Annotated in this window: 18 protein-coding genes; 6 read left to right on the forward strand and 12 right to left on the reverse strand. The window is 70.7% G+C overall.

The features are described from left to right. The first annotated feature begins 188 nt into the window (after positions 1-188). Positions 189-833 carry a hypothetical protein gene (locus tag FLX07_RS18385; protein ID WP_142572032.1) on the forward strand — a complete coding sequence of 215 codons (645 nt, stop codon included), beginning with the start codon at positions 189-191 and terminating at the stop codon, positions 831-833. Positions 834-854: 21 nt separating this feature from the next. Here FLX07_RS18385 and FLX07_RS18390 read toward each other — a convergent pair whose 3' ends face one another. The 3 genes from FLX07_RS18390 to serA form a co-directional block, all read right to left on the reverse strand. Next, complete coding sequence (locus tag FLX07_RS18390) at positions 855-1,946, reverse strand: branched-chain amino acid aminotransferase (RefSeq protein ID WP_142572033.1); 1,092 nt, start codon at positions 1,944-1,946, stop codon at positions 855-857. A gap of 143 nt (positions 1,947-2,089) precedes the next feature. Next, complete coding sequence (locus tag FLX07_RS18395; RefSeq protein WP_142572034.1) at positions 2,090-3,136, reverse strand: 3-isopropylmalate dehydrogenase; 1,047 nt, start codon at positions 3,134-3,136, stop codon at positions 2,090-2,092. A 670-nt stretch (positions 3,137-3,806) separates the two neighbouring features. Beyond that, entirely contained in the window at positions 3,807-5,396 is a 1,590-nt protein-coding gene (serA, locus tag FLX07_RS18400; RefSeq protein WP_142572035.1) for a phosphoglycerate dehydrogenase, read from the reverse strand. A gap of 360 nt (positions 5,397-5,756) precedes the next feature. Here serA and FLX07_RS18405 point away from each other — a divergent pair, with 360 nt between their 5' ends. The 4 genes from FLX07_RS18405 (at position 5,757) to FLX07_RS18420 (ending at position 10,205) form a co-directional block, all read left to right on the forward strand. Next, positions 5,757-6,719 carry a hypothetical protein gene (locus FLX07_RS18405; RefSeq protein WP_142572036.1) on the forward strand — a complete coding sequence of 321 codons (963 nt, stop codon included), beginning with the start codon at positions 5,757-5,759 and terminating at the stop codon, positions 6,717-6,719. 124 nt (positions 6,720-6,843) lie between these two features. After that, positions 6,844-8,289, forward strand: coding sequence for an MFS transporter (locus tag FLX07_RS18410; protein WP_142572037.1), 1,446 nt, complete (start codon positions 6,844-6,846; stop codon positions 8,287-8,289). Positions 8,290-8,680: 391 nt separating this feature from the next. Next, a complete protein-coding gene (locus FLX07_RS18415) occupies positions 8,681-9,592 on the forward strand; it encodes a CAP domain-containing protein (RefSeq protein WP_167748298.1) in 912 nt (303 codons plus the stop codon). 79 nt (positions 9,593-9,671) lie between these two features. After that, positions 9,672-10,205, forward strand: a complete 534-nt coding sequence (locus tag FLX07_RS18420) for a DUF1707 and FHA domain-containing protein (RefSeq protein WP_142572039.1) — start codon at positions 9,672-9,674, stop codon at positions 10,203-10,205. 200 nt (positions 10,206-10,405) lie between these two features. On the opposite strand, the gene ilvC is transcribed toward FLX07_RS18420, so the two are convergent. The 5 genes from ilvC to FLX07_RS18445 form a co-directional block, all read right to left on the reverse strand. Beyond that, positions 10,406-11,398: a ketol-acid reductoisomerase gene (gene ilvC / locus FLX07_RS18425; RefSeq protein ID WP_142572121.1), complete on the reverse strand. Its 993-nt coding sequence runs from the start codon at positions 11,396-11,398 to the stop codon at positions 10,406-10,408. Between the two features lie 57 nt (positions 11,399-11,455). After that, positions 11,456-11,980, reverse strand: a complete 525-nt coding sequence (gene ilvN, locus FLX07_RS18430) for an acetolactate synthase small subunit (protein ID WP_030506098.1) — start codon at positions 11,978-11,980, stop codon at positions 11,456-11,458. A 132-nt stretch (positions 11,981-12,112) separates the two neighbouring features. After that, positions 12,113-13,918 carry an acetolactate synthase large subunit gene (locus FLX07_RS18435; protein WP_142572040.1) on the reverse strand — a complete coding sequence of 602 codons (1,806 nt, stop codon included), beginning with the start codon at positions 13,916-13,918 and terminating at the stop codon, positions 12,113-12,115. Positions 13,919-14,444: 526 nt separating this feature from the next. Further along, positions 14,445-17,084 (reverse strand): putative bifunctional diguanylate cyclase/phosphodiesterase, encoded by a 2,640-nt coding sequence (locus FLX07_RS18440; RefSeq protein ID WP_229689821.1) that lies wholly within the window; start codon positions 17,082-17,084, stop codon positions 14,445-14,447. A gap of 300 nt (positions 17,085-17,384) precedes the next feature. Beyond that, positions 17,385-18,305 (reverse strand): 2-hydroxyacid dehydrogenase, encoded by a 921-nt coding sequence (locus FLX07_RS18445; RefSeq protein ID WP_142572042.1) that lies wholly within the window; start codon positions 18,303-18,305, stop codon positions 17,385-17,387. Between the two features lie 65 nt (positions 18,306-18,370). On the opposite strand from FLX07_RS18445, the gene FLX07_RS18450 reads away from it, so the two are divergent. Continuing rightward, positions 18,371-19,552 (forward strand): PQQ-dependent sugar dehydrogenase, encoded by a 1,182-nt coding sequence (locus FLX07_RS18450; protein WP_142572043.1) that lies wholly within the window; start codon positions 18,371-18,373, stop codon positions 19,550-19,552. A 110-nt stretch (positions 19,553-19,662) separates the two neighbouring features. On the opposite strand, the gene FLX07_RS18455 is transcribed toward FLX07_RS18450, so the two are convergent. The 4 genes from FLX07_RS18455 to FLX07_RS18470 all read right to left on the reverse strand — a co-directional run bounded on the left by FLX07_RS18455 (position 19,663) and on the right by FLX07_RS18470 (position 25,112). Then, positions 19,663-21,648: a VanW family protein gene (locus FLX07_RS18455; RefSeq protein ID WP_142572044.1), complete on the reverse strand. Its 1,986-nt coding sequence runs from the start codon at positions 21,646-21,648 to the stop codon at positions 19,663-19,665. A 193-nt stretch (positions 21,649-21,841) separates the two neighbouring features. Then, entirely contained in the window at positions 21,842-23,350 is a 1,509-nt protein-coding gene (gene gatB, locus FLX07_RS18460; protein WP_268239513.1) for an Asp-tRNA(Asn)/Glu-tRNA(Gln) amidotransferase subunit GatB, read from the reverse strand. Further along, positions 23,347-23,937, reverse strand: a complete 591-nt coding sequence (locus tag FLX07_RS18465; protein ID WP_142572045.1) for a DUF4276 family protein — start codon at positions 23,935-23,937, stop codon at positions 23,347-23,349. Before FLX07_RS18465 ends, gatB begins: the two co-directional genes overlap by 4 nt. After that, a complete protein-coding gene (locus FLX07_RS18470) occupies positions 23,934-25,112 on the reverse strand; it encodes an AAA family ATPase (protein WP_142572046.1) in 1,179 nt (392 codons plus the stop codon). Before FLX07_RS18470 ends, FLX07_RS18465 begins: the two co-directional genes overlap by 4 nt. Positions 25,113-25,116 lie beyond the last annotated feature (4 nt).

The raw sequence follows: 25,116 nt of genomic DNA on the forward strand, positions 1-25,116 counted from the left end.
CGGGATCTCAATGGACGTCGGGCAATGATGGCGTAATAACCCGCCATGCGGGCGCGGGACACACGATCGGCGCCCCCGCGATGAGTACGCTCGCGAAGCGATTCGCTCGGCGGATCGCATTGCCCAGGGCACGTTTTATACGCGACGTCTGGTGCGACCAGGCGTCTGATCCGAACAGGGGGCGGCGAATGACTTGTCGGCGCGGCGGCGGGGCGTTTCTCACCGGCAGGATCGCCGGTCTCCTTCTCGCCGGAGCTTCGGCTTCGACCGCGTTCATCACCGGCGTCGCCCCGCTCGGGGCCGCCGCCGACAACGGGCACGGCCGCGCCGACCGCGCGGTGCGAAACGTCGCCCAGGGGAAGGATCCGCAGCACCGGCCCGGGACCAGGCTGTCGGTGTCCGGCGCCACGCGCAACCGCGGCTACCAGCACACGTCCACCAACACCGCCGGCGGCTCCTCGAACGTGCAGAACGCGCTGTGCCGGCGCGCCCGGGTCTGCAACGTCACCCAGCACGTGACCGTCGTCGGCCCACGTGTGACCGAGAGCCCGGCGCCTCCCGCGCCGGCGAAGGCGCCCGGCGCCAGGCCCACTCCGGTGCCCACCGTCACCGTCACGGTGACCGCGGCGCCCCCGCTCGCCGCTCCGGCGGAGCCGCCGCCGTGCCCTGCCCCGCGGCCCCTGCTCAGGGTCGTCGGCAGGGTCGACGCCGGGATCGACGCCGGGATCGACGCCGGGGCAGGCAGGGCCGGCGGGGGAACCGGCCTGCTCGGAGGGCTGGTGTCGCTGTCCGTCCTCCCCGTCGGCACGGCCTGCCCGGGCGCGACCGGCTGAGCCAGCCCGGGGACCGGACCGTCAGCAGATCTTGTGGATCCAGTGGTGGGCGTCGGGGCGGCTGCCGTACTGGATCCCCACGAGCTCTTCACGGATCTTCATCGTGACCGGCCCGGGAGTGCCGTCGCCGACGGTCCAGCTCCGGTCGACGCCCTTGACCGACCCGACGGGCGTGACGACGGCGGCGGTGCCGCAGGCGAAGACCTCGGTGAGCTCGCCGGACTCGCAGCCCGCCTGCCACTCCTCGATGGAGATCTTGCCCTCCTCCGCCGTGTATCCCAGCTCGGCCGCCAGACTGAGGATCGAGTCACGGGTGATGCCCGGCAGCAGCGTGCCGGTGAGCGCCGGGGTGACGAGGCGGTCGCCGAAGACGAAGAACAGGTTCATCCCGCCCATCTCCTCGACCCACCGGTGCTCGAAGGCGTCGAGCCAGACGACCTGGTCGCAGCCCTCCTCGACGGCCTGCCGCTGGGCCACGAAAGCCGCCGCGTAGTTTCCGCCGCACTTGGCGAACCCGGTGCCGCCGGGCGCCGCGCGGGTGTACTCCGTGGACAGCCAGACCGAGACCGGCTTGAGGCCGCCGGTGAAGTACGACGCCGCGGGCGAGGCGATCACCATGTACTTGTAGTTCCGCGAGGGGTGGTTCACCCCGAGGGCGGGCTGCGTGGCGATCATGAAGGGCCGCAGATAGAGGCTGTGGCCCTCGGTGGTCGGCACCCAGTCGCGGTCGGTCTGCACAAGGAGTTCGAGCGACTCGACGAACGTCTCCTCGGGAAGCTCCGGCATCGCCATCCGCAGCGCGGACTGGTTGAACCGCGCCGCGTTCGCGTACGGCCGGAAGGCCACGATCGAGCCGTTCGGCTGCCGGTACGCCTTGAGCCCCTCGAACAACTCCTGGGCGTAGTGGAACACCGACGTGGCGGGGTCGAGGACGAGCGGACCGTACGGCTGAAGCTTCGCCTCGCTCCAGCCCTCCCCCTCGCTCCAGTCGATGGAGATCATGTGGTCGGTGAAGACCTGACCGAAGCCGGGGCTCGCCAGCACCTGCTCGCGTTCGGCCGCACTGCGGGCCTGCGGATTGAGCTGCACGTCGAACCTGAGGTGGGTGGTCATGCGAGGTCCTTCTCTCTACGTCGTCGTAGTAATTGTGCGACGAGTCGGCTAAGGGAAAACTAGGGCATTTCGCAGGTATGAAAAAGCGCATGGCGGCCCATACCGGGCCGCCATGCGCATGATGTCGGGATGAGCGGCCGGGATCAGCCGGCTACTCGGGCGGCGATGTCGTCGCCGATCTCGCGGGTGGAGCGCGCCGTCCACGCGCTCTGGCGCTCGATCAGGTCGTCGGCCACGGCCTGCTCGACGCGGGCCGACGCCTGGGCGTGGCCGAGGTGGTCGAGAAGCATGGCGACCGACAGGATCGTCGCGGTCGGGTCGGCCTTGCCCTGGCCCGCGATGTCGGGCGCGCTGCCGTGGACGGGCTCGAACATGGACGGCGCCGTGCGGGCCGGGTTGACGTTGCCGCTGGCCGCCAGGCCGATGCCGCCGGCGACCGCCGCGCCGATGTCGGTCAGGATGTCGCCGAACAGGTTGTCGGTGACGATCACGTCGAACCGCTGCGGCTGGGTGATGAAGAACATGGAGGCCGCGTCGACGTGGCAGTAGTCGGTCTCGACCTCGGCGAACTCCATGCTGAGCCGGTCGACGGTGCGCGCCCACAGGTCGCCCGCGTACGTCAGGACGTTGGTCTTGTGGACCAGCGTCAGCTTGCGGCGGGGCCGGGCCAGGGCCTTCTCGAAGGCGTAGCGCACGACGCGCTCGACGCCGTAGGCCGTGTTCAGGGACTCCTGGGTGGCGATCTCCTGCGGCGTGCCGCGGCGCATCACGCCGCCGGCGCCCGCGTACGGGCCCTCGGTGCCCTCACGGACGACGATCATGTCGATGTCCTCGGGGCGGGCCTCTCCCAGCGGAGTCGTCACGCCGGGGAACAGCTTGACCGGGCGGAGGTTCACGTAGTGGTCGAGCTCGAAGCGCAGGCGCAGCAGCAGCTCGCGCTCCAGGACGCCGGGCGGCACGCTCGGGTCGCCGACGGCGCCCAGCAGGATCGCGTCGTAGCCGCGCAGCTCGTCGAGCACCTCGTCGGGAAGCGTCTGCCCGGTCGCGTGGTAGCGCTTGGCACCGAGATCGTATTCGGTGGTCTCGGACTTGACGCCTGCGGCGTTGAGGACCTTGAGGCCTTCGGCGACGACCTCCGTGCCGATACCGTCACCGGGGATCACTGCCAGGCGGATGTTGCTCGACTCCATGCGTGTACCTTACCGGTTGTCTCGGAGATCGAAACACGATCTCAGCATTCGGTCAGACGGACGTATCCGCCCGTCAGGCGGGTCCCGCCGCGACGGAACGCCGGCAGTGAGGTCCCGTGCCGTGGACACCCCGCCGGCGCCCCGGGGATCACGATCGGCGCATCCGGAGGGTGGCCCGGTCCTGCCGGTCCCGCCGATCCCGGTCGGGTCAGCGCTGCGGCGCGCCCCCGTTGTCGCGACGGTCGAGCGCGATCTGCAGGGCCGCCGCCGCCTCGTCCTCAGCGTCCTCGGAACGGCCCCAGGGATACATCTCGTACATGGCGATTCTCTCTTCGACGGAGAAATGCTGAGCGAATCCGCCTGTCGCGGATCCGAACGCCGGCCGCCGGTAGAACGCGGGTCACGCGTCACGGGCGAACCGAAAGGCCTGCGGCTCGGCGCTCCGCGACGGGCCGGCCTGCCCTGATCAGGCCCCGTCGCGGCAGGTGGAAGTGCGGGGCGCCTCGTCATCGCAAGACTACCCCACAATCTCGTAGGACGACCTAGTATCTCACTTGGTGAGACGAGGCGCGTGGCACGTGGACCGTATGACGGACCGCACCGGGCCGGAGACACGCGAACGGCCCGGCGCACTGCGCGCCGGGCCGTCCGATGGGCTGATGCCGGAGGGTCAGTCCTCCAGGTCGACCGTACGGCCGCTGTCGGCGCCGATCTCCCCCGCGATCTGCTCGACGACCTCGGACGGGATCGCGGTGTCGACCGTCAGCGCGATGAGCGCCTTGCCGCCCTTCACGTCCCGGGAGACCTGCATGGAGGCGATGTTCACGCTGTGCTCGCCGAGCAGCCGGCCGACGATGCCGACGATGCCGGGGCGGTCGGCGTAGGTGAAGAACGCCAGGTGCTCGGTCGGCTCGATCTCCATCGCGTAACCGTTGACCTCGACGATCTTGGTGATCTGCCGGGGGCCGGACAGGGTGCCGGAGACCGAGACCGTGCGGCCGTCGGCCAGCACGCCGCGCACCGTGATGACGTTGCGCCAGTCGGGGCTGTCCGCGCTGGTGACCAGCTCGACCCCGACGCCGCGGTCCTTGGCCAGCAGCGGCGCGTTGACGTAGGTCACCGCGTCCTCGACTACGCCGGTGAAGACGCCCTTGAGCGCGGCCAGCTCCAGGACCCGGACGTCCTGGGCGGAGATCTCGCCGCGGACCTCGACGACCAGGCGGGTGGCCACCTCGCCCGCGAGCGCGGTGAAGATGCGGCCCAGCTTCTCGGTGAGGGGCAGGCCCGGCTTGACGTCCTCGGCGACCGCGCCGCCCTGGACGTTCACCGCGTCGGGCACGAACTCACCGGCGAGGGCCAGCTTGACGCTGCGGGCTACCTGCGTGCCGGCCTTCTCCTGCGCCTCGTGGGTGGAGGCGCCGAGGTGCGGGGTCACCACGACCTGGTCGAGCTCGAACAGCGGGCTGTCGGTGCAGGGCTCCTTGGCGAACACGTCGATGCCCGCGCCCGCGACCCGGCCCTCCTTGAGGGCGGAGTAGAGGGCGTTCTCGTCGATGATCCCGCCGCGGGCGACGTTGATCAGCCGGACGCTCGGCTTGACCATGTGCAGCTCGCGGTCGCCGATGAGGCCGAGGGTCTCCTTCGACTTCGGCAGGTGGACCGTGATGAAGTCGGCCTGCTGGAGCACCTCCTCCAGGGACGCCAGCCGCACGCCCATCGCCGCCGCGCGGGCCGGCTGCAGGTAGGGGTCGTAGGCGATGATCTCGACGCCGAAGGGCTGCAGGCGCTGGGCGACGAGCTGGCCGATCTTGCCGAGGCCGAGGATGCCGATGACCTTCTCGTCGAGCTCGACGCCGGTGTACTTCGAGCGCTTCCACTCGCCGTCCTTGAGCGCGGAGTGCGCCTGGGCGACGTTGCGGGCGCTGGCGAGGATCAGCGCGACCGTGTGCTCGGCGGCGCTGGTGATGTTGGAGGTCGGGGCGTTCACGACCATGACGCCGGCCTTGGTCGCGGCCTCGACGTCGACGTTGTCCAGACCCACACCGGCGCGGGCGACGACGCGCAGCCTGGACGCCGCCGCGATGGCCTCCGCGTCCACCTGGGTGGCGCTGCGTACGATCAGGGCGTCCACGTCGGCGAGAGCAGGCAGCAGCTGCGACCGGTCGGCGCCGTCGGTGTGCCGGACCTCGAAATCCGCGCCGAGCACGGCGAGACCCGCTTCTGAGAGCTCTTCTGCGACAAGTACGACGGGCTTGTTCACTGGGCTGAGTCCTTCGTGAAGTGCGACAGCGCGGACGACGTGAGTCTATCCGGGCCTTGTGAAAGCTCTCACGAGCGCCCGGCATGCGAGATACCCAAGGTCTCGGCGGCATCGCGGCGGCACGACGACCCGGTCTCAGATTCTCGCTCGGTGCGGCTTCGGCGCCGCCGCGGCCCGGCCGTCCGGACGGTTCTGCTGGGACCGGCGGGGTTCATGAGACGTGCTCACCTACTGGCACAGCCGGTCGATGTACCCCGTCTACGCCTGATCCATACGGACTGCCACCCATCTCGGTATTGATCGCACCTAATATTGGGGATTAGCCTGATTCGCCATGGTCCAGTCCCTATCGTTCAGGCTATGAGCATCGGGAACCCCTCCCTGGGCGACGTTCTCGCGCGGCATGGCAGCCCCCGGCAACTCCTTGCGGCCCTCGCGGAGTGGGGCATCCTGGTGGCGGTCCGCCCCGACCGCTCCGTGGTGCTCGGCACGACGCAGAACGGCGAACGCGTTCTGCTCGGCTACACGGGGCCGGCGACCTATGCCCGGCACCGTGGCAGCCACGCGCTGTCAGCATGCGACGTCGACACCATGCTCGACATCCAGCGCGTCACAGGCGTGCGCGAGATCGTGATCGACGCGGCCGGCCCCGCTGCCGCCGCCGTACCGATCGAAGATCTCCGGCGCTACCTGGAGGAGACCCGCACCGGTCCCGCTCCCGCACTGTCGGCCATGGGCTCGGCCGCCCCGACCGCGTACGCCACGGGCGCGATGGCGACCGTGACCCGCGCGCAGGTCACGCGGCAGGCTCCCCCGCCGCCCGTGCCCACCTCGCCCATGACCGCACCGCCCGTGCCCACCTCGCCCATGACCGCACCGCCCATGCCCGCACCGGTCGTGCCCGCCCCGGCCGCGGCGGCGCCCTCCCCGCTTCCGTCGCAGTGGATCCCCGCCCCCCGCCAGCACCTGTCGGGGGCCATGCAGGTCGTGGATCCCGGCTATCGCAGGACGCGTCATCCGATCCTCCCGGCCCTGCGGGTGGCGGTCGCCGAACTGCTGCCGGAGTATCCCTACGTCCACCACATCTGGATCTCCGAGGCGCGTACCGCCGCCGGGTTGTGGGGGATCATGCTGCACGTCAAGGTGCACACCCTCGCCGCCGACGACATCGTGAAGGAACTGCACCGGCGGGTGCGCGCCCGGCTGCCGCAGCTCGCGGCCAGCGAGGCCCCGGTGCTCATGGCCCGGGTCGCCGACGCGCACACCGAACGCCGTCTGATCGAGATCGGCGCGCACGTCGTCTGCCCCGACGTGCGCGACTGACCCGGAACCCCGTCGCCGATCTCCGCCCGTCGCACTCGGCGGAGATCGGCGAGACACCGGGCAGCGGCCGAACAGTTGCGGGAGAGTCCTTCCGAACGGTCGCTTGCTCGGCTTGAATGTCGCCATGGTCTCCACGGCGGCGACGCCCTCCCCGTCGAAGGTCTCCCTCGGGGTTCGCCTCGGGTATGCCGTCGGCTCGTTCTGCACGGCCAACTTCGCCACGATCCCCGGGCTGCTGCTGCTCTTCTACATGACCAACGTGCTCGCGGTCCCCGCCGGGCTCGCGGGCGTCGTGCTCTTCCTGCCCAAGGCCTGGGACCTGATCGCCAACACGATGGTCGGCCGCTGGTCGGACCGCACCGTCTCGCGCTGGGGACCACGCCGTCCGTGGCTGCTCGCCGGGGCCGCGGTGCTGCCGGTGTCGTTCGCGCTGGTGTTCGCCGGGCCGCCGCTCACCGGCGCGCCCGCCGCCGCCTACGTCGGCCTCACGTTCCTGCTGGCCACCACCGGATACGCGCTGTACGAGGTGCCGTACAAGGCCATGCCGGCGGAGATGACGACCGACTACCACGAGCGGACCTCACTGCTGCAGTGGCGCATGGTCCTCATCGCGGTCGGGATCGCGATGAGCGGCATCCTCGCTCCGGCGATCGCCGGCGACACGGCCGACGGGTATCGCACCATGGGCATCAGCTTCGGCGTGATCCTGCTCGTCGCGATGCTGGCCTCGTTCTTCGGCACCGCCCGCGCGCCCTTCACGGCCCCGCAGAAGTCCGAGGGGACGCTTCGGGAGCAGCTTGCCGCCGCCCGCACGAGCAAGCAGTTCCTGTGGCTTCTCGGGCTCAGCTCCGCGCAGACGCTCGGGGCCGGCGTGATGCTCGCGGGGGCGCCCTACTTCGCCGCGTACTCTCTCGACGACACCTCCGCCACCACCACGCTCTTCGCGGCGCTCGTGGGGCCGATGCTGGTCACGATGCCCCTGTGGGTGTGGCTGGCCCGCAAACTCGACAAGCGCGGCGCGATGATCCTTTCGGGCTCGCTGTTCACGGGCGGAGCGCTGCTGATCCTCGCGACGCCCGCGCTCGGCGAGCTGTACGCGCACCTGTGCGTGATGATCGTGGGCGTCGGCTACGCGGGCCTGCAACTGCTGCAGTTCTCCATGCTCGCCGACGTCATCGCCCACGACGGCGCGGTGAGCGGCGAGCGCAGGGGCGGGGTCTTCACCGGCCTGTGGACCGCGGTGGAGAACGCGGTCACGGCGCTCGGGGCGACCGCGTACGGGTGGGTGCTGAGCGCGGGGGGGTTCGTCTCCTCCGATCCCGAGCATCCGGTGACCCAGCCGGGCAGCGCCCACGTCGCCGTGATGATCGGCGTGACCGTGGTGCCCGCTCTGATCACGTTCGCGGGCGTGCTGATGACCTTCAAATACAGCCTGACCGCCGACCGTCTCGCCACCGTCGCGTCCGGCAGCACGGCCTCGGCGGCCGCCGTCTCCGGGAGCGACGGGCAGCACGGCGGGCAGCACGGCGGGCAGTCGGAACCCGGCGAAGCGCTCCGCGCCGAGGACTGACGTCACATCCCGCAGGGTCGGGACGGCGATCGCGGCACTGGCGTTGGAGTCGGCCGCCGGAGTCGGCCGCCGGCATCGTCGGCGAGCCGATCGACGGCGGCGCCGGGTGCCGGGACGGCGATCTTGTCGTGGTGGGACGGCTACCCGCGAGGAGCTGAAACGCGGGGCGCGGAAGGCCGGCCACGACCTTAAGCGCCCCTCAGGGCGATCCCGGCGCCGATCCGGCCGCTGACCTGCGGATTATCGGACATCTCACGCCTAACACAGGATAAAGGAAGTTTAAGAAAAGGTAGATACTTTCTGGATTGGACCGGTTTATCATCACATGTCGGTCTGCATCCGACCATAATGACGACTTCCCCAGCGTCTAACCCCCACTGGAGGAATGATCGTGAACAGAGCGCTCGGAGCGGTCCTGTGCCTCGGGAGCGTCGCGGCCGTCGGCATGGCGGCCGGCCCCGCTCAGGCCGAGGCCCAGCACGCGGGCTGCCGGGTCGCCGCCGCGAAGCCCTACGTCAGCGTGGACGGCAAGATCCGCGCGGCGGGCTCGCGGGCCGGTTGCATCGACAACGCCCGTTTCCGGGTCCGGATCGTGAACAGCACGCCGGGCCCCGACCGCGTGGTCAAGAGCGGCTCGAAGGTGGTCAGGAACGCGCGCGTCGTCGTCGCGCTGACCTGTGCGGACGGTGCGTACTACAGCGTCGTCACCGACTACCGCGGCCACGTGTCGCGATCGAGGCCGGTGCGCCTCGACTGCGACGTCCCCACCCCGGTTCCCACGGCCACCTTTTCCCCGAGCCCCACCGCCGTCCCCAGCACCAGGCCCACCGCGGTTCCGAGCACGGTGCCGAGCACGGTGCCGAGCACCGCCCCCGCCGCGAGTCCCTCCGCGAGCTCCTCTCCCACGAGTGGCTCGGCCGTGGGCACCGTCATCGAGAACGAGGTGGTGCGCCTCACCAACGTCGAGCGGGAGAAGGCGGGCTGCGGCCCGCTGAAGCACGACGCGCGCCTGCGCTCCGCCGCGTACTCCCACTCGGCCGACATGTCCGCCAAGAACTACTTCGACCACACCTCGAAGGACGGCCGCTCCTTCGCCGACCGCATCACGGCCACCGGATACACCTGGCGTGCGGCGGCGGAGAACATCGCCAAGGGCTACGGCACGGCCCAGGCGGTGGTCCAGGGCTGGATGAACAGCCCCGGACACCGGCAGAACATCCTCAACTGCAACTACACCGACATCGGGGTCGGGTACGTCGCCGCCGGCGGCCCGTACTGGACCCAGGACTTCGGCCGGCAGTAGAAACGCGCCCACCCCGGACGTGACGGCGAATACGGCGGTCTTCTGGACACCTCGGACCACTGCGGCGGATACTCCAATCATGAGCTCTCCCCCGGTTCGCGCCTCGGACGGGGACCGCGAACGCGCGCTCAGCGAGCTCCGCGACCGGGCCGCCGAAGGACGCCTGTCCATGGAGACCTTCGTCGGCCGGGTGGACCAGGCGCTCCGTGCTCGCAGCCGCAACGAGTTGGACGAGCTGGTCGCAGACCTCCCGGACCGCGGGCGCTGGCGCAGAAGGATCACCGACGCCGTCGCCTCCGTGTCGGAGCTGAGCAACCGGATCGAGTCCGCCTGGCGGCGTCCCCGGCTGCCCCGGCTGGCCCTCCCCGCCGACGGCAGGGCCCGCTACCTGGTCGGCCGCGGCTCCTCCTGCGACCTCGTCCTCGCCGACCTGACCGTCTCACGGGTGCACGCCGAGCTGCGGCGCGAGCACGACTCCTGGCTGCTCGTCGACCTCAGCTCGATGAACGGCACCCGGCTGAACGGCTGGCGCCTGGTCGGCCCCGCGTCCGTGCGGGCCGGCGACGAGGTGGCCTTCGGCGACTCCGTGTTCCTGGTCTCGATGCCGGCCTGATCGCCGTATGTGCGGCTCAAGCCCGCCCTGTGCCGAGATCACCCGGTGCAGGGATCACCCTGTGCGAGATCGACTGGTGCCGAGATCACCCGGACCCCGGCAGCCGGCCGCTGGCACAGGGGCCGTGAAACGCGACGCGGCGCCGCCCCCCACCTCGCCGGTGGGGCGCGACGCCGCGGTCACGCCAGCGTGCGCGAGCCTCAGGCCTGCTCGCCCTTGAGCCAGCTCATCATCGGGCGGAGCTTGGCGCCCGTCTGCTCGATGGCGTGGCCCGCCAGCTCCTCGCGGTAGCGCTTGAAGTTGGTCTGGCCGGAGTCGAACTCCTCGACCAGCTCGCGGGCGAAGCGGCCGTCCTGGATCTCGTCCAGGATGCGGCGCATCTCCTTCTTGGTCTCCTCGTTGACCACGCGCGGGCCACGGGTGTAGCCGCCGTACTCGGCGGTGTCGGACACCGACCAGTACATCTTGGAGACGCCGCCCTCGTACATCAGGTCCACGATCAGCTTCATCTCGTGGAGGCACTCGAAGTAGGCGACCTCCGGCTGGTAGCCGGCCTCGATCAGCGTCTCGAACCCGGCCTTGATCAGCTCGGAGACACCGCCGCACAGCACGGCCTGCTCACCGAACAGGTCGGTCTCGGTCTCCTCGGTGAAGGTCGTCTTCAGCGCGCCGGCGCGGGTGCCGCCGATGCCCTTGGCGTACGACAGCACGAGCGGCCAGGCGCTGCCGGTGGCGTCGCGCTCGACGGCGACCAGGCAGGGCACGCCGCGGCCGGCGGAGTACTGGCGGCGGACCAGGTGGCCCGGGCCCTTCGGCGCCACCATCGCGACGTCGACACCCTCCGGGGCCTCGATGAGGCCGTAGCGGATGTTGAGGCCGTGGCCGAAGAACAGCGCGTCGCCCTCGACGAGGTTCGGCGCGACGTGCTCGGCGTACAGGTGCCGCTGGATGTGGTCCGGCGCGAGGATCATCGTGAGGTCGGCCTCTTCGACGGCCTCGCCCGGCGACAGCACGCGCAGCCCGTCGGCCTCGGCCTTCTCCCGGCTCTTGGAGCCCTCGGGCAGGCCGACCCGGACGTCCACGCCCGAGTCACGCAGGCTCAGCGCGTGCGCGTGGCCCTGGCTGCCGTAACCCAGCACCGCGACATGGCGGCCCTGGATGATCGACAGGTCGGCGTCGTCGTCGTAGAAGATCTCAGTCACTTGCTTGCCTTTCACGGGTTGTCCGTCGCGACGTGCCTGCCATAGGAGCTATGCGCTGCGGTCGAGGGCGCGAAGCGAGCGGTCGGTGATGGAACGGGCGCCGCGGCCGATGGCCACCATGCCCGATTGCACGAGCTCCTTGATGCCGTACGGCTCAAGGACCCGGACGAACGCCTCCAGCTTGTCGGTCGTCCCGGTGACCTCGATCGTGACCGCGTCCGGGGCCACGTCTACACAACGCGCCCGGAAGAGGTTGACGAGTTCGAGGACGTGCGACCGGCTCTCGGAGTCGGTCCGCACCTTAATCAACATCAGCTCGCGCTGCACCGACTGGCTGTTGTCGAGCTCGACGATCTTGATGACGTTGACAAGCTTGTTGAGCTGCTTGGTGACCTGCTCCAGCGGGAGGTCCTCCACGTTGACGACGATGGTCATCCGGGAGATGTCGTCGTGCTCCGTGGGCCCGACCGCCAGCGAGTCGATGTTGAACCCGCGGCGGCTGAACAGGGCGGCGACCCGGGCCAGCACGCCCGGCTTGTTCTCCACCAGGACGGACAGCGTGTGGCGGCTCATGCCATCTCCTCGGCTTCGGCTCGGAGCTCGGTCGTGCCGAAGGCGCGCGATTCAGCGCCTCGCCAGGCGCTGCTCTCGCTCATGCCTGCTCCTCGCACTGCTGGTCGTTGTCGCGCCGGGCCGTGGCGGGGCTCATTCTCCACCCTCCCAGTTCGGCGCCATGTCGCGGGCGTAGTTGATGTCGTCGTTGCTGGTGCCGGCGGCGACCATCGGCCAGACCATCGCGTCCTGGTGCACGACGAAGTCGACCACCACCGGCACGTCGTTGATCTCCATGGCCTTACGGATCGTCTCGTCCACGTCCTCCGGGCGCTCACACCGCAGGCCGACACAACCGTAGGCCTCGGCGAGCTTCACGAAGTCGGGGATCCGCTTGACCCGCTGCAGATCGGTGTTGGAATACCGCTCGTCGTAGAACAGCGTCTGCCACTGACGGACCATGCCGAGGTTGCCGTTGTTGATGACGGCCACCTTGATCGGCACACCCTCGATCGCGCAGGTCGCCAGCTCCTGGTTGGTCATCTGGAAGCAGCCGTCGCCGTCGACCGCCCACACGACCTTGTCCGGGCGGCCCATCTTGGCGCCCATGGCGGCCGGCACGGCGTACCCCATCGTGCCCGCGCCGCCGGAGTTGAGGAAGGTGCCGGGGTTCTCATACTTGATGAACTGGGCGGCCCACATCTGGTGCTGGCCGACGCCCGCCGCGTAGATCGCGTCCGCCCCGACCAGCGCGCTCAGCCGCTCCATGACGTACTGCGGGGCGAGCGAGCCGTCGGCGAACTCCTCGTAGCCCAGCGGGTAGGTCTCCTTGTAGCCGTTGAGCAGCCGCCACCACTCGCTGTAGTCGCCCTTGCGGCCATCGGCCTGCTCGGCCCGCACGGCGGTGATCAGGTCCCCGATCACCTCACGGCAGTCGCCCACGATCGGCACATCGGCGTGGCGGTTCTTGGAGATCTCCGCCGGGTCGATGTCGGCGTGGATGACCTTGGCGTGCGGCGCGAAGCTGGACAGCTGGCCGGTGACCCGATCGTCGAACCGGGTGCCGAGCGCGATCAACAGGTCGGCGCGCTGCAGCGCGCCGACGGCCGAGACGCTGCCGTGCATGCCGGGCATGCCCATGTGCTGGGGGTGGCTGTCGGGGAAGGTGCCCCGGGCCATCAGCGTGGTGACCACCGGGATGCCGGTCAGCTCGGCCAGCTCCAGCAGCTCGGTCGAGGCGTGCGCCTTGTGCACGCCGCCGCCGACGTAGAACACCGGCCGCTTCGCCTCGGTCATCAGCCGGGCGGCCTCGCGGATCTGCTTGGAGTGCGGCCGGGTCACCGGCCGGTAGCCGGGCAGCTGCATGACCGGCGGCCAGGAGAAGGTGGTCGTGGACTGCAGGGCGTCCTTGGAGATGTCCACCAGCACCGGCCCCGGGCGCCCGGTGGAGGCGACGTGGAACGCCTCGGCGATGGTCCGCGGGATGTCATCGGCGCTGGTGACCAGGAAGTTGTGCTTGGTGATCGGCATCGTGATGCCGGAGATGTCGGCCTCTTGGAAGGCGTCGGTCCCGATCAGCGGCGAAGCCACCTGCCCGGTGATCGCCACGATCGGCACCGAGTCCATGTAGGCGTCGGCGATCGGGGTGACCAGGTTGGTCGCTCCCGGGCCGCTGGTGGCCATGCACACCCCGACCCTGCCGGTCGCCTGCGCATACCCCTCGGCCGCGTGGCCCGCACCCTGCTCGTGCCGTACAAGCACGTGCCGGACCTTGGTCGAGTCGTAGAGGGGGTCGTAGGCGGGGAGAATGGCCCCGCCCGGGATCCCGAACACCGTGTCGACCCCGACCTGCTCCAGCGCCCGCACGAGGGCCTGGGCACCTGTCATTTTCTCGGTCATCGGCTCGTTCCTTGTGGCTGAGCTTGCTTCTGCTGGGCTGCTTGGCGTGACTCCTGGCATAAAAAATGCCCCATCCGCTGGGCGGAGCTGGGGCGCGCGCAGGACCGAGGGCTTCGTCAGGCTGCGCGCCTGCGAAGTACTACGAGAATCCCACCGCTATGCATGGCTACACGATGTCCGATGGAGCGCCCCCACGTCAAATCATCTGGGACACCCGTCTCGCCATCCAAGACACCCCACCCGCCGTGATCTTGGAGTTTGTCGCACGAAGGTCCGACGAACTGGGCGGACCCCCTTCGTGATCTTGCAGTTTGTCGCAGGCGACGGGGACGAGCTGCGGAATCCACCTTCGTGATCATGCACGAACGCCCAAGAAGGAACGACGACCAGCACGAGCGCCAACCTGATCTTGCAGCCCGCGAGGCATTCGACCCGATGCATCCCACCTGCATGATCACAAACAGGAAACACCCAGGTCGGGATGGGTGTACGTCATAAAACTGCAAGATCACCAAAGCCAAACGGCCTGGTAACGGCCTCGCGTGCGACAAACTACAAGATCACGGCGGTGGGGGGGGGGTGGGGGTTAGGCGGTGTTCTGGAGGGTGGTGGTGGGCCTCAGGGAGTCGACGCCGCGTGCGGTCATGGGACGGGCCACCAGATAGCCCTGGCCGCGTGTGCAGCCCATCTTGCGCAGCAGGTCGAGTTGCTCGGGACGCTCGATGCCCTCGGCGACGACGATCAGGCCGAGGTCGTTGCCGAGTTGCACGATCGTCTTCGTCAGCAGGGTCAGCGTGTCGTCGCGGCCGAGCCCGGAGACGAACGACGGATCGATCTTGATCATGTCGACCGGCAGCTGGCGCAGGAACGCGAGCGACGCGTAGCCGGTGCCGAAGTCGTCGATGGCCAGCCGTACGCCGAGGGTCCTCAGCTCCGACAGCCTGCTGATCGTCTCCCCCGCGTCCTCGACCAGCATCTCCTCGATGACCTCAAGGGTCAGCGCGCTGGCGGGCAGCCCGCTCTCGCTCAGCGCCTCCGCCACGGTCTCCACGAAGCGCGGGGCCATGATCTGCCGGGTGGACAGGTTCAGCGCCAGCCCGATGTCCCAGGACGACGCGCGCCAGGCCGCCACCTCGCGGCACGCCTCGCGCAGGATCCACTCGCTGAGCGGCACGATGATCCCGGTGTCCTCGGCGGGCCCGAGGAACTGCTCCGGCGGCACGAACGTGCTGCCCCTCCACCAGCGCACCAGCGCCTCGACGGCGGTCACCCGCGACGTCGCCAGGTCGACCACGGGCTGATACTCGATCGCGAACTGGTTCTCCAGCAGCGCCCGCTGCAGGTCGGAGGCGATCTCCAGGCGGCGCAGGACGTCGGCGTGCATGTGGGTGGCGAAGACCTCCATCCGGCGCCCGCCGAGCTCCTTGGCCCGCGACATCGCCACGTCGGCGTTGCGCAGCAGATCTCCGGGCGGCAGGTCCTCCTCGGCGAACGCCACACCGACGCTGGCCGTCAGCGCGACGTCCCGATCCGCGACCCGGAACGGCTCATTCGAGACCGCGCGGACGAGCCGCTCGGCCAGGTCGATGGCGGTCTGCGCGTCGGCGCCGCCGGACCCGCCGCCCTCCAGCAGCACCGCGAACTCGTCTCCGCCCCACCGGGCGAGCGTGTCGTCGGCCCGTACGGCCGAGCGCAGGCGGCGGGCGGCCTGACCGAGGAGGTGGTCGCCGCTGGCGTGGCCCACGGAGTCGTTGACGGAGGTGAAGCCGTCGAGGTCCAGGAAGATCACCGCGGTCCCGCCGGCGCCGCGCCGGCTGAGCACGTCCCGGGCGCGTTCCTCGAAGTAGGCCCGGTTGGGCAGCCCGGTGACCCCGTCGTGGAAGGTCAGGTGGGTGACCTGGTTGCGCAGGGCCACCTGGTCGCTGAGGTCGCGGATCGTGACCAGGACGAGGTCGTCGTCGCGTACGTGCCGGGCGGCGACGGACTCGGTGGGACGCCAGGTGCCGTCGGAGGCCCGGAACCTGCAGGAGATGCGGGTGCCGCCCTCCTGCTCGGGCCCGTCGCCGTCCTCGTCCGTCATGCGGTCGAGCAGGGCCTGTACGGCCGGCAGGTCCTCGGGGTGGATGTAGTCGAAGATCGACCGGAAGGCGAAGTCCTCGGGGCAGTAGCCGTACGTCGTCTCCAGACCGGGGCCCGCCTCCTGGATGACCCCGGCGGGGTCGCACACGAGCACGACGTCGCCGGTGTTCTCGGCCAGCCTGCGCAGTTGCTGCTCGCCGACGTCGACGAGCCGGCGCATGCCCGCGGTCTCGACCAGGAGCACGAACAGCCGGCCGAGCAGGACGAGGACGACCGAGGCGGCCACGACCACCAGGGCGGCGTCGCGGCTGCCGCCGATCGCGTACAGGGTGGCGACGAGCGTGGCCGCGGCGACCAGCACGAGCGGCGTGGCGGCCGTCAGCGCGGCGGCCAGCGGTCTGGCCGGCCGGTCCTCCTGCACCCACGGGGCGACGGCGAGGACCAGCAGCATGGCCGGGACCACGAGCCCTGCCGCGAGCGGCGGAGTGTCGCCGTCGAGACGGGCGAGGGCCGTTGCCATCTCGGCCACCGTTATCGCGGTGAGCACCCCCACGCCGGTGAGCCCGACCACCCGGTTGCCCGACCGGGAGGCCGCCACGGCCGGTGTCACCGCGCAGGTCGCGAGCAGGCAGACCACGGGCAGCGCGAGCGCGACGAAGAAGGCTCCGGTGTCCTCCGCCTTCCTGAACGCCGGGCCGAGCACGGCGACCCAGGCCACGGCGAAGACCGACGCCGCGCCCAGGTAGGCGTCGGCCGCCTGGCGTATCACCCCGCGCGTGAACGCGGGTGGTTTCACCGACATGCCGCAGCCGATGGCGAGCAGCACCGATCCGACGAGCATGAGCAGGTCGGCGAACGTGAGCACGAACGGCGTGCCGTCGGCCACGGGACGCACGCCGACGCCGAGGAGCCAGGTCAGCGACCCGGCGGCCATCCACCGCCAGGCGCCGGACTGCCTGCGGTGGGCGGGGACGACGCGGGAGGCGGCCATGATCAGTGAGATCGCGGCGAGCAGCCCGGTGACGACCCCCGCGATCGCGGTCACGACCGGCGCCGAGCCTCCGGTGACCAGGGCCACGACGACCGCCACCGCGCCGAGACCGGCCGCGGTGGTGAGTGGGACCCGGGGGTCACGCCTGGCTTTCACGCGCGTCGCCTCTGCACCCGTCGCCGCTTCACCGCCGGGCGTCATGGCCTCCGGGGTTTCGGCGGAGGCCGGAATCGCATAAGCGTCGCCGGGTTCGGTGGGGTGTGTCATGGCTGCCCCTCCCGTTCTCGACTCGGCTTTACTCTCCCTGTCACATGGCCAGTGTGCGCACTGCCGCTGATCGAGAGGGGGACAACGAGCGAGTCGTCACCGATCTGATAACCAGCCGCGCACGCTGAGCTCCACCGTACGCACCCCAGGTCACGGGGCAGCCACGTTCCGGAATCCTTAATGGAGCGGTCAGTAATGGCCGGTGATCATGTTATCGAGTGGACGGCCCGTCAGATGCCGAATCACCTGTTCCCGCACCAGCCGCCGCGTACGCCGGATGGACGCGGGCGTGCTGCCGGCGATGTGCGGGGTGATGAAGACCCCCGGCGCGGTCCAGAGCGGGTGATCGGACGGCAGCGGTTCGACAGGGGTGACGTCGAGCGCCGCCAGCAGCCTGCCCGTCCGCAACTCGGCCAGCAGCGCGTCGGCGTCCACGACCGAGCCGCGTGCGGCGTTCACCAGCAGCGCGCCGTCCTTCATCCGGGCGAGGAACTCGGCGTCCACGAGACCGGCCGTCCCCGCCGTGGCGGGCACCAGCAGCACGACCACGTCCGCGGCGGGCAGCAGCGCGGGCAGCTCGTCCTGGCCGTGGACGTTGTCCCTGGCCGTGCGCGCCACCCGGACGATGTCCACCTCGAATCCGGCCAGACGCCGCTCGAGCGCCTCGCCGATCGAGCCGTACCCGACGATCAGCACGGTGGAGTCGGCGAGGACGCCGGTGTGGCGGTAGGCCCACTCGCGTCTGGCCTGGGCGGCAGCGAATCCGGGGAACTCCCGCAGCATGGCGATCATCGCGCCCACCGCCCACTCGGCCGTGCCCGCGTCGTGGACCCCCCGCGCGTTGCACAGGACCGCCTTCGGCGGCACGTGCGGCAGGTAGGGCTCGACCCCCGCCGTCACGGTCTGCAGCAGGCGGAGGCCGGTCATGCGGCCCAGAAGGCCGGGGGTGTCCGGCACCGGGACCAGCGGAGGCACCCAGATCTCCACCTCCTCGGGCGGGCCGGGCGGCGGCGTCCTCCCGTCGTACACGGCGCAGTCGAGGGCGGGGAGCCCCTCGGGAAGTTCCGTGAGTGCGGCGGCGATGTCCTGTGATGCGACCCAGATCTTCACGATGAACAACCTAGGGAACCATCGCCCCCGCCAGCGAGTATGGGTACGTGAGGAGGTCATCGGGAATGGCGAACAGGCACGGCGTGGGCGCGGCGCTTCTGGGTGCGGCCCTTATGACGGCGACGGTGGCGTGCGGGGCGGGTGAGGAGGGCGGGGGCAGGACTCCCCCGCCGCTGCCCGCCGCGAGCGACACGGGCGCCACCGGGGGTGTCACCACGGGTGCCGCTCCGGGCGCTTCGGGCGCCTCCACGGGCGCTTCTACCGGCGCCGGTGAGACGAATGTCACACCGGCGGCGCCGCGCACACTGGTCACCGGTCTGGCGGTGCCGTGGGCGATCGCGTTCCTGCCCGGCGGCGACGCGCTGGTGACCGAGCGCGAGTCCGCGCGGCTACTGCGGGTCACACCACGCGGCCAGGTCCACGAGGCCGGCGTGATCGAGGGAGTGTCCGCGAGCGGCGAGGGCGGCCTGCTGGGCGTGGCCGTCTCGCCCCGCTACGCCGCCGACCACTTCGTCTTCGTCTACTTCACCGCCCAGAACGACAACCGGATCGTCCGCTACCGCTACGACGAACGGCTCTCCGACCGCCGGGTGATCGTCAGCGGCATCCCGAAGGGGGCCATCCACAACGGGGGCCGCCTCGCCTTCGGCCCCGACGGCTACCTGTACGCCTCGACCGGGGAGACCGGCGAACGCGGCATGGCCCAGGACAGGAGCTCGCTGGGCGGCAAGATCCTGCGCATGACGGTGGACGGCCGGCCCGCCCCGGGCAACCCCTTCGGCACCCTGGTGTGGACCTACGGGCACCGCAACGTGCAGGGCCTGGCCTGGGACGACCGGGGGCACATGTACGCCACCGAGTTCGGCCAGAACACCTATGACGAGATCAACCTCATCGAGAAGGGCCACAACTACGGCTGGCCGGAGGTCGAGGGGGTGAGCGGCCGGCCCGGATACACCGACCCGCTGCTCACCTGGTCGACCGCCGAGGCGTCGCCGTCCGGCCTCGCGTACGCCCGGGGGGCGCTGTGGGCCGGGGCGCTGCGCGGCGAGCGCCTCTGGCGCGTGCCGGTGGACGCTTCGGGGCGCGTCGGCCGTCCCACCGCGCTCTTCACGGGCGAGTACGGCAGGCTGCGCGCGGTGGCCGCCGCGCCCGGCGGCACGCTGTGGGTGAGCACCAGCAACCAGGACGGGCGCGGATCCCCCCGGGACGGCGACGACCGGATCCTGGTGGTGCGGCCCTCCTGATCAGCGCCTTCCGATCAGCGCCCTCCTGATCAGCGCCATCCGATCAGCGCCATCCGATCAGCGCCATCCGATCAGCGCCACTGATCAGGGCCGCTGATCGGCGTCTCTGATCAGCGGCAGACGACCTCGGCCTGGGCGCGGTAGGAGGTGCGGAAGGTCTGCCGGGAGACCGCCTCGCCGTCCTCCCGCAGCACCCACGTCACCACGGCGGTGAAACCGGGCTGCCCGTGCGTCGCCACGCAGCCGGGCCCGTAACCGGTCACAGCGGGCAGGGAGACCTGCTGCCCGACGACCGGCCCCTCCAGGCCCACGTCGTACCGCTTGGTGCTCCACAGCGTCACGGTCAGCGAGGTGCCGGTGGCGGACGCGTGGACGAGCACTCCGTACGGCGAGTCGTTCCTCCAGCGCAGGTCGGGACCGGGGAAGGACACGGCGGCCTCGACGCCGACCGGCAGGTGTGCGGCGTGGACCTCGGGCGGCGTGTGCTCGGAGACCCGGAGCCCGGCCCGGATCACGGCGTTCATCAGGGTGGTCGCGACCTGGGTCATCCCCGCCGCCTCCGTACCGGCCCGGCCGTGGATCATGGTGGGGCCGATGCCGTCGAAGCCCGCCGCCGCGGTGCGCGGGCCCACGACCTCGTTGAACGAGAACGTCTCCCCCGGTCTCACCAGGTGGCCGTCGAGGAGCGCGGCGGCCCTGCGGATGTTGCCCGCGCTCTGGGGACAGCAGGCGTAGGAGGTGGTGAAACGGCCGGCCTCCTCCCGGACCCCCATCCGCTGCACCGCGTCGTCGGTGATCCGCGGCGGCCCGTTCACGACCGGCACGGCCACCGTACGGCCGCCGCCGTCGAGAGCGGTCAGCACGTCCGCGGCGAGGCGGTCGGTGTCCACCCGGTCGCCCGGCCTGCCGGGCACCAGGACCGGCCGGCCGTCCTCGATCGTGAGATCGGCGTCGCGGGCGACCCGCGCGGAGCCGACCAGCGTGGGCTCGACGCCGGCGATCGCCGCCTCGGCGTCGAAGCGCGGCCGCAGGACCGCTCCGTCAGGCGCGAACGTCAGGTGCCGCGCCAGCGTGGCCGGCGACAGGCTGACGGCCGCGGTCCCGTTGGTCAGCGTGAGCGGCGCGGCCACCGCGCGTCTCGCCCAGCGCAGGGCGCGCCGCACCTCGGCACGGGTGATGTGCGGCAGATCCCGCACCGTGGGCACCACCACGACCGCCTCCGGGTCGAGGTACCCCCTGACGATCTGGTCGGCCGTCGCTCTCCTGTCGATGAGGCGGCCCACCCGCGGATACGCCGGGACCGGGGTGACCCCGTCGAACGTGACGTCGCCCTCGCGCCCCGGGCGCTCCAGTGGCGCGGCGATGACCCTGGCCACCGCCTCGTCGAGTTTGCGGCGGTCCACGGACACGACCGGCTTCACCTCGCGGGTGCCGGTCAGCCCGCTCCACACCTCCGGCGGGCTGGGGAAGCCCCCCGGCGCGGCGTAGACCGTGGCCTCGGCGTCGAGCATCAGACCGGCCTGCTGCGGGTCCACGGTCAGCCGGCGCGTGCCCTGCCGTACGATCATGGGCGTTCTGACCTGGGCGTACAGCCGTTCACCCAACGTGGCGACGGCCTCGGTCCTGCTCTGTCCGCCGATGTCCACGCCGAGCACCGTGGTGCCGGGAAGGACCTTCCCCATCATGGAGACGGCCGGCACGAGATAGAGCATCAGGAGCAACGCCGCCAGGCCGATCAGCGCACGCCGGAGCGTACGGCTCTGGGAAACGGGGTCGAGCCGTTCGAGGTCCGGCGACGGGCCGACGGCGGGTTCCTCGCGTATCAGGCGCTCCGGGACACGCCACGGTTCGACCGGCGGAGCCGGCGGCGGGAGGTTTCCGTTACCGGACGGCTTGGCCGCCGGAGCGGCGGGAGCGGAAGGTTCGGCGAAGATGTCGGCCGAGACTCCCGGGGGGAGGGCCGATACCCCGCGGGGCAGCGAGGTGACGCCGCGCACCGGGTGTTTGTGCGGAGGAGCGGACGGTTTGTGTGGAGGAGCGGACGCCGCCCCGGACGGATCCGTGGGCGGGTCGACGGACGCTCCGGCGTTGCGCACGCCTCGGTCTCCTCCAGCTCAAGGTCAACAACGATCAGTTAACCCTAAAACACCCTCTGCTGGATACGTCCTGACGCAACGCCGACGGCCGGCCACACGGAATCGTGACCGGCCGTTCTCACGCCCTGCCGCGGGCGGCCCAGACGCCGCCTCGGCGGATTCGCACGGCGAGGCGGCGTTCGTCAGGGCTTCCTCAGCCCTGGACGCCGAGCTTCTCCAGGATCAGCTCACGGGCCCGGCCCGCGTCCGCCTTGCCCCGGCTGGCCTTCATGACGCCGCCGACCAGCGCGCCCACGGCGGCGATCTTCCCGCCGCGCACCTTCTCCGCGGCGTCGGCGTTGTCCGCCAGCACCTGGTCGATGATCGCCGACAGCTCGCCCTCGTCGCTGACCACCTGCAGGCCGCGCTTGTCCACGACCTCGTCCGGGCCGCCCTCGCCGGCGAGCACGCCCTCCAGCACCTGGCGGGCCAGCTTGTCGTTCAGCGCGCCGGAGGCGACCAGCTCGGCCACCCGGGCGACCTGAGCCGGGGTGATGGGCAGGTCGGCGAGCACCGTGGCCGACTCGTTGGCCCGCCGGGCCAGCTCGCCCATCCACCACTTGCGCGCGTCGGCGGCGGGAGCGCCCGCGGCCACCGTCGCCTCGACCAGGTCGATCGCGTCGGCGTTGTGCATGGCCGCCATGTCCAGGTCGGACACGCCCCACTCCTGCTGGAGCCGCGTGCGCCGCGCCGACGGAAGCTCGGGCAGCGCCGCCTTCAGCGACTCGACCCAGGCCGGGTCGGGCGCGATCGGCAGCAGGTCGGGCTCGGGGAAGTAGCGGTAGTCCTGCGCCTCCTCCTTCGACCGTCCCGAGGTCGTCTGCCCGGTGTCCTCGTGGAAGTGGCGGGTCTCCTGCACGATCCGGCCGCCCCCGGCGAGGATCGCCGCCTGACGCTCGATCTCCCCTCGGACCGCCCGCTCGACGCTGCGCAGCGAGTTGACGTTCTTGGTCTCCGTACGGGTGCCCCACTCGGTGGTGCCGCGCGGCATCAGCGAGACGTTGACGTCGCAGCGCAGCGAGCCCTGCTCCATCCGCACGTCGGACACGCCGAGCGAGCGCATCACCTCGCGCAGCTCGGTGACGTACGCGCGGGCGACCTCCGGGGCGAGCCGGTCGGTGCCCTCGATCGGCTTGGTCACGATCTCGACGAGCGGGATGCCGGCCCGGTTGTAGTCGACGATCGAGTAGTCGGCGCCGTGGATCCGCCCGGTCGCGCCCCCCACGTGGGTGGACTTGCCGGTGTCCTCCTCCAGGTGCACCCGCTCGATCTCCACGCGGACGGTCTTCCCGTCCACCTCAACGTCCAGGTAGCCGTCCGTGCACAGCGGCTCGTCGTACTGGCTGATCTGGTAGTTCTTCGGCATGTCCGGATAGAAGTAGTTCTTCCGGGCCATCCGGCACCACGTCGCGATGGTGCAGTTGAGCGCGAGGCCGATCCGGATCGTCGACTCGATCGCCTTCTCGTTGGCCGTCGGCAGCGAGCCGGGCAGCGCCAGGCACACCGGGCAGACGTGCGTGTTCGGCGGCGCGCCGAAGGCCGTCGGGCAGCCGCAGAACATCTTCGAGGCGGTGCCAAGCTCGACGTGCGTCTCCAGCCCCAGCACCGGCTCGAAGCGCTCCAGCGCCTCGTCGTACGGCATGAGCGTCTCAGTGCTGCTCACAGGTAACCAAGTCCCTTCAATGCGTTCCTCGCGTCGGAGACCCAGTCCGCGTACGCGGGCACCTGGGCGAGGACGTCGAGGTCGATGTTACGAGCGATGTATTCGAAGTAGTCACGAACGGGTTTCCCGCGGCGCGGCGCCACCTCGGCGAGGACCCGCTTGGGATCTGCGATCTTCTCGACATCCCGCGGTCGGGCGGGCAGCCGTCCCTGGTCGCTCCCGCTCAACCGGCGCCACACGCCGGCGTCCGCGAGGAGCCAGGCCTCGGTCTCCTGAACCGGCACCAGCGCGATCACCGGTGTGGGCAGTCCCGAGTCGCGCACGACCCGGTTCGCCTTGTCCCGCTCCCTGTGATCGTTGTGGACGAAGAGCAGGTGGCAGTCGCTCGCCAGCTCGCGCAGCGCGCCGGTCGTCCTGCCGTGCTCGTAGATCGACCGGCAGGCGCCGATCTCGGTGCTCTCCACGTCGACGGCGCAGCGAGAGGACTGCGCGGTGAGCTCCCGAAGCTGCCGCGAGATCACCACGCCGAGGAAGACCTCGTCGGTCTCGCCCTCGGCGATCAGTCCGGGCACCAGCGGCCTGCTCATGGGACCTCGCCCACGGCGCTCAGATACTTGCGCACCTGGCGGGGAGAGACGAACGTGCCGGGCTCGCCCTCCGCCCGCACCGGCTTGGCCACCGTGACCCTGGAGATCCTGTCCCTTTCGGGGTCGACGCGTACGGCGGTGTCGAGGAAGACCAGCGCGTCCGGCCGGAGGCGGTACAGCTCGGAGACGACCACCGGCGAGTGCGTGGTGAGGATCACCTGGCGCAACGGCCGGTTGACGCACTCCGGATCGTCGAGATCGGTGACCCTGCCCTGGATCCTGCGCAGCAGCTCCGCCAACCGGCTGGGATGCAGCCCGTTCTCGATCTCCTCGATGAGCAGCACTCCGGCATGGTCCGGATCGTGCAGCGCGGCCAGCAACGCGATGACCCTGAGCGTGCCATCGGACAGCAGAGTGCTGGGTACGGCGCCCTGGCCGTCCACAAGCACGTCGAACGTCCACTCCTGACGCCGGTCGTCCAGAATCGGCTCGATCCCGGCGATGTCCGGGATCAGCGCCACCATGTCGACGAGGAGTTCCTCGATCGCCCCCTCCGCCTTGAGTCGTCCGAGGACAGTGGCGAGGTTGCTCCCGTCCGCCCGCAGCGGTCCATGATCTGCCGCCGACGACCAGGAGCGGAGGCGATCCGGGTCGGGCCGGTGCAGACGCCAACCGCCGAGTTCCCTGTTCAACAACCTCATGTAGCGCGGAGCGTCGGCCTTCTCCCCCGCGAGGGCCTGCAACGCCTGGTCCCTCGCTTCTCGCCCCTTGGTCAGCTGGTTGTTCACCCAGCCCGGCAGCCCGGCAGAAGCACCTCCGGGGGTCGCAAGAATCCCGCGCGCTTCCGGTACGCCCTCGTCGTCTAGTTCAGCGCCGCTCTCGAATACTTCTACGAAGAGGCCGTGTCCGAACTGTCCCAGAACGCGAGCCCGGATATCGAACCGAGCCACCGGTTGCCCTTTGCTGACCCGGTGAAACAACTCGTGCGGCCGTCCACGGCGGGATGCCAGGAGCGGATCCTTGAATTCCCAGCCGGCAAGGCTCAGGTAATCCAGGGCGTCGAAGAGGTTGGACTTGCCGCTGGAGTTGGGGCCGACGAGGGCGAGGAACGGCGGGATGTCGAGCTGGAAGTCCAGGAAGGACTTGAAGCCGTCGATCTCGATGCGGGTGATCATGCCG

This window comes from Microbispora bryophytorum, assembly GCF_006874465.1.
GTDB lineage: Bacteria > Actinomycetota > Actinomycetes > Streptosporangiales > Streptosporangiaceae > Microbispora > Microbispora bryophytorum.

Excerpts from the sequence above, each read along its gene's own strand:
- FLX07_RS18450 (WP_142572043.1), top strand. The coding sequence starts at position 18,371 with ATGGCGAACAGGCACGGCGTGGGCGCGGCGCTTCTGGGTGCGGCCCTT.
- ilvN (WP_030506098.1), bottom strand. The coding sequence starts at position 11,980 with ATGAGCCGCCACACGCTGTCCGTCCTGGTGGAGAACAAGCCGGGCGTG.
- FLX07_RS18465 (WP_142572045.1), bottom strand. The coding sequence starts at position 23,937 with ATGAGCAGGCCGCTGGTGCCCGGACTGATCGCCGAGGGCGAGACCGAC.
- FLX07_RS18405 (WP_142572036.1), top strand. The coding sequence starts at position 5,757 with ATGAGCATCGGGAACCCCTCCCTGGGCGACGTTCTCGCGCGGCATGGC.
- FLX07_RS18435 (WP_142572040.1), bottom strand. The coding sequence starts at position 13,918 with ATGCCAGGAGTCACGCCAAGCAGCCCAGCAGAAGCAAGCTCAGCCACA.
- FLX07_RS18390 (WP_142572033.1), bottom strand. The coding sequence starts at position 1,946 with ATGACCACCCACCTCAGGTTCGACGTGCAGCTCAATCCGCAGGCCCGC.
- FLX07_RS18410 (WP_142572037.1), top strand. The coding sequence starts at position 6,844 with ATGGTCTCCACGGCGGCGACGCCCTCCCCGTCGAAGGTCTCCCTCGGG.
- FLX07_RS18470 (WP_142572046.1), bottom strand. The coding sequence starts at position 25,112 with ATGATCACCCGCATCGAGATCGACGGCTTCAAGTCCTTCCTGGACTTC.
- FLX07_RS18395 (WP_142572034.1), bottom strand. The coding sequence starts at position 3,136 with ATGGAGTCGAGCAACATCCGCCTGGCAGTGATCCCCGGTGACGGTATC.
- FLX07_RS18385 (WP_142572032.1), top strand. The coding sequence starts at position 189 with ATGACTTGTCGGCGCGGCGGCGGGGCGTTTCTCACCGGCAGGATCGCC.
- FLX07_RS18420 (WP_142572039.1), top strand. The coding sequence starts at position 9,672 with ATGAGCTCTCCCCCGGTTCGCGCCTCGGACGGGGACCGCGAACGCGCG.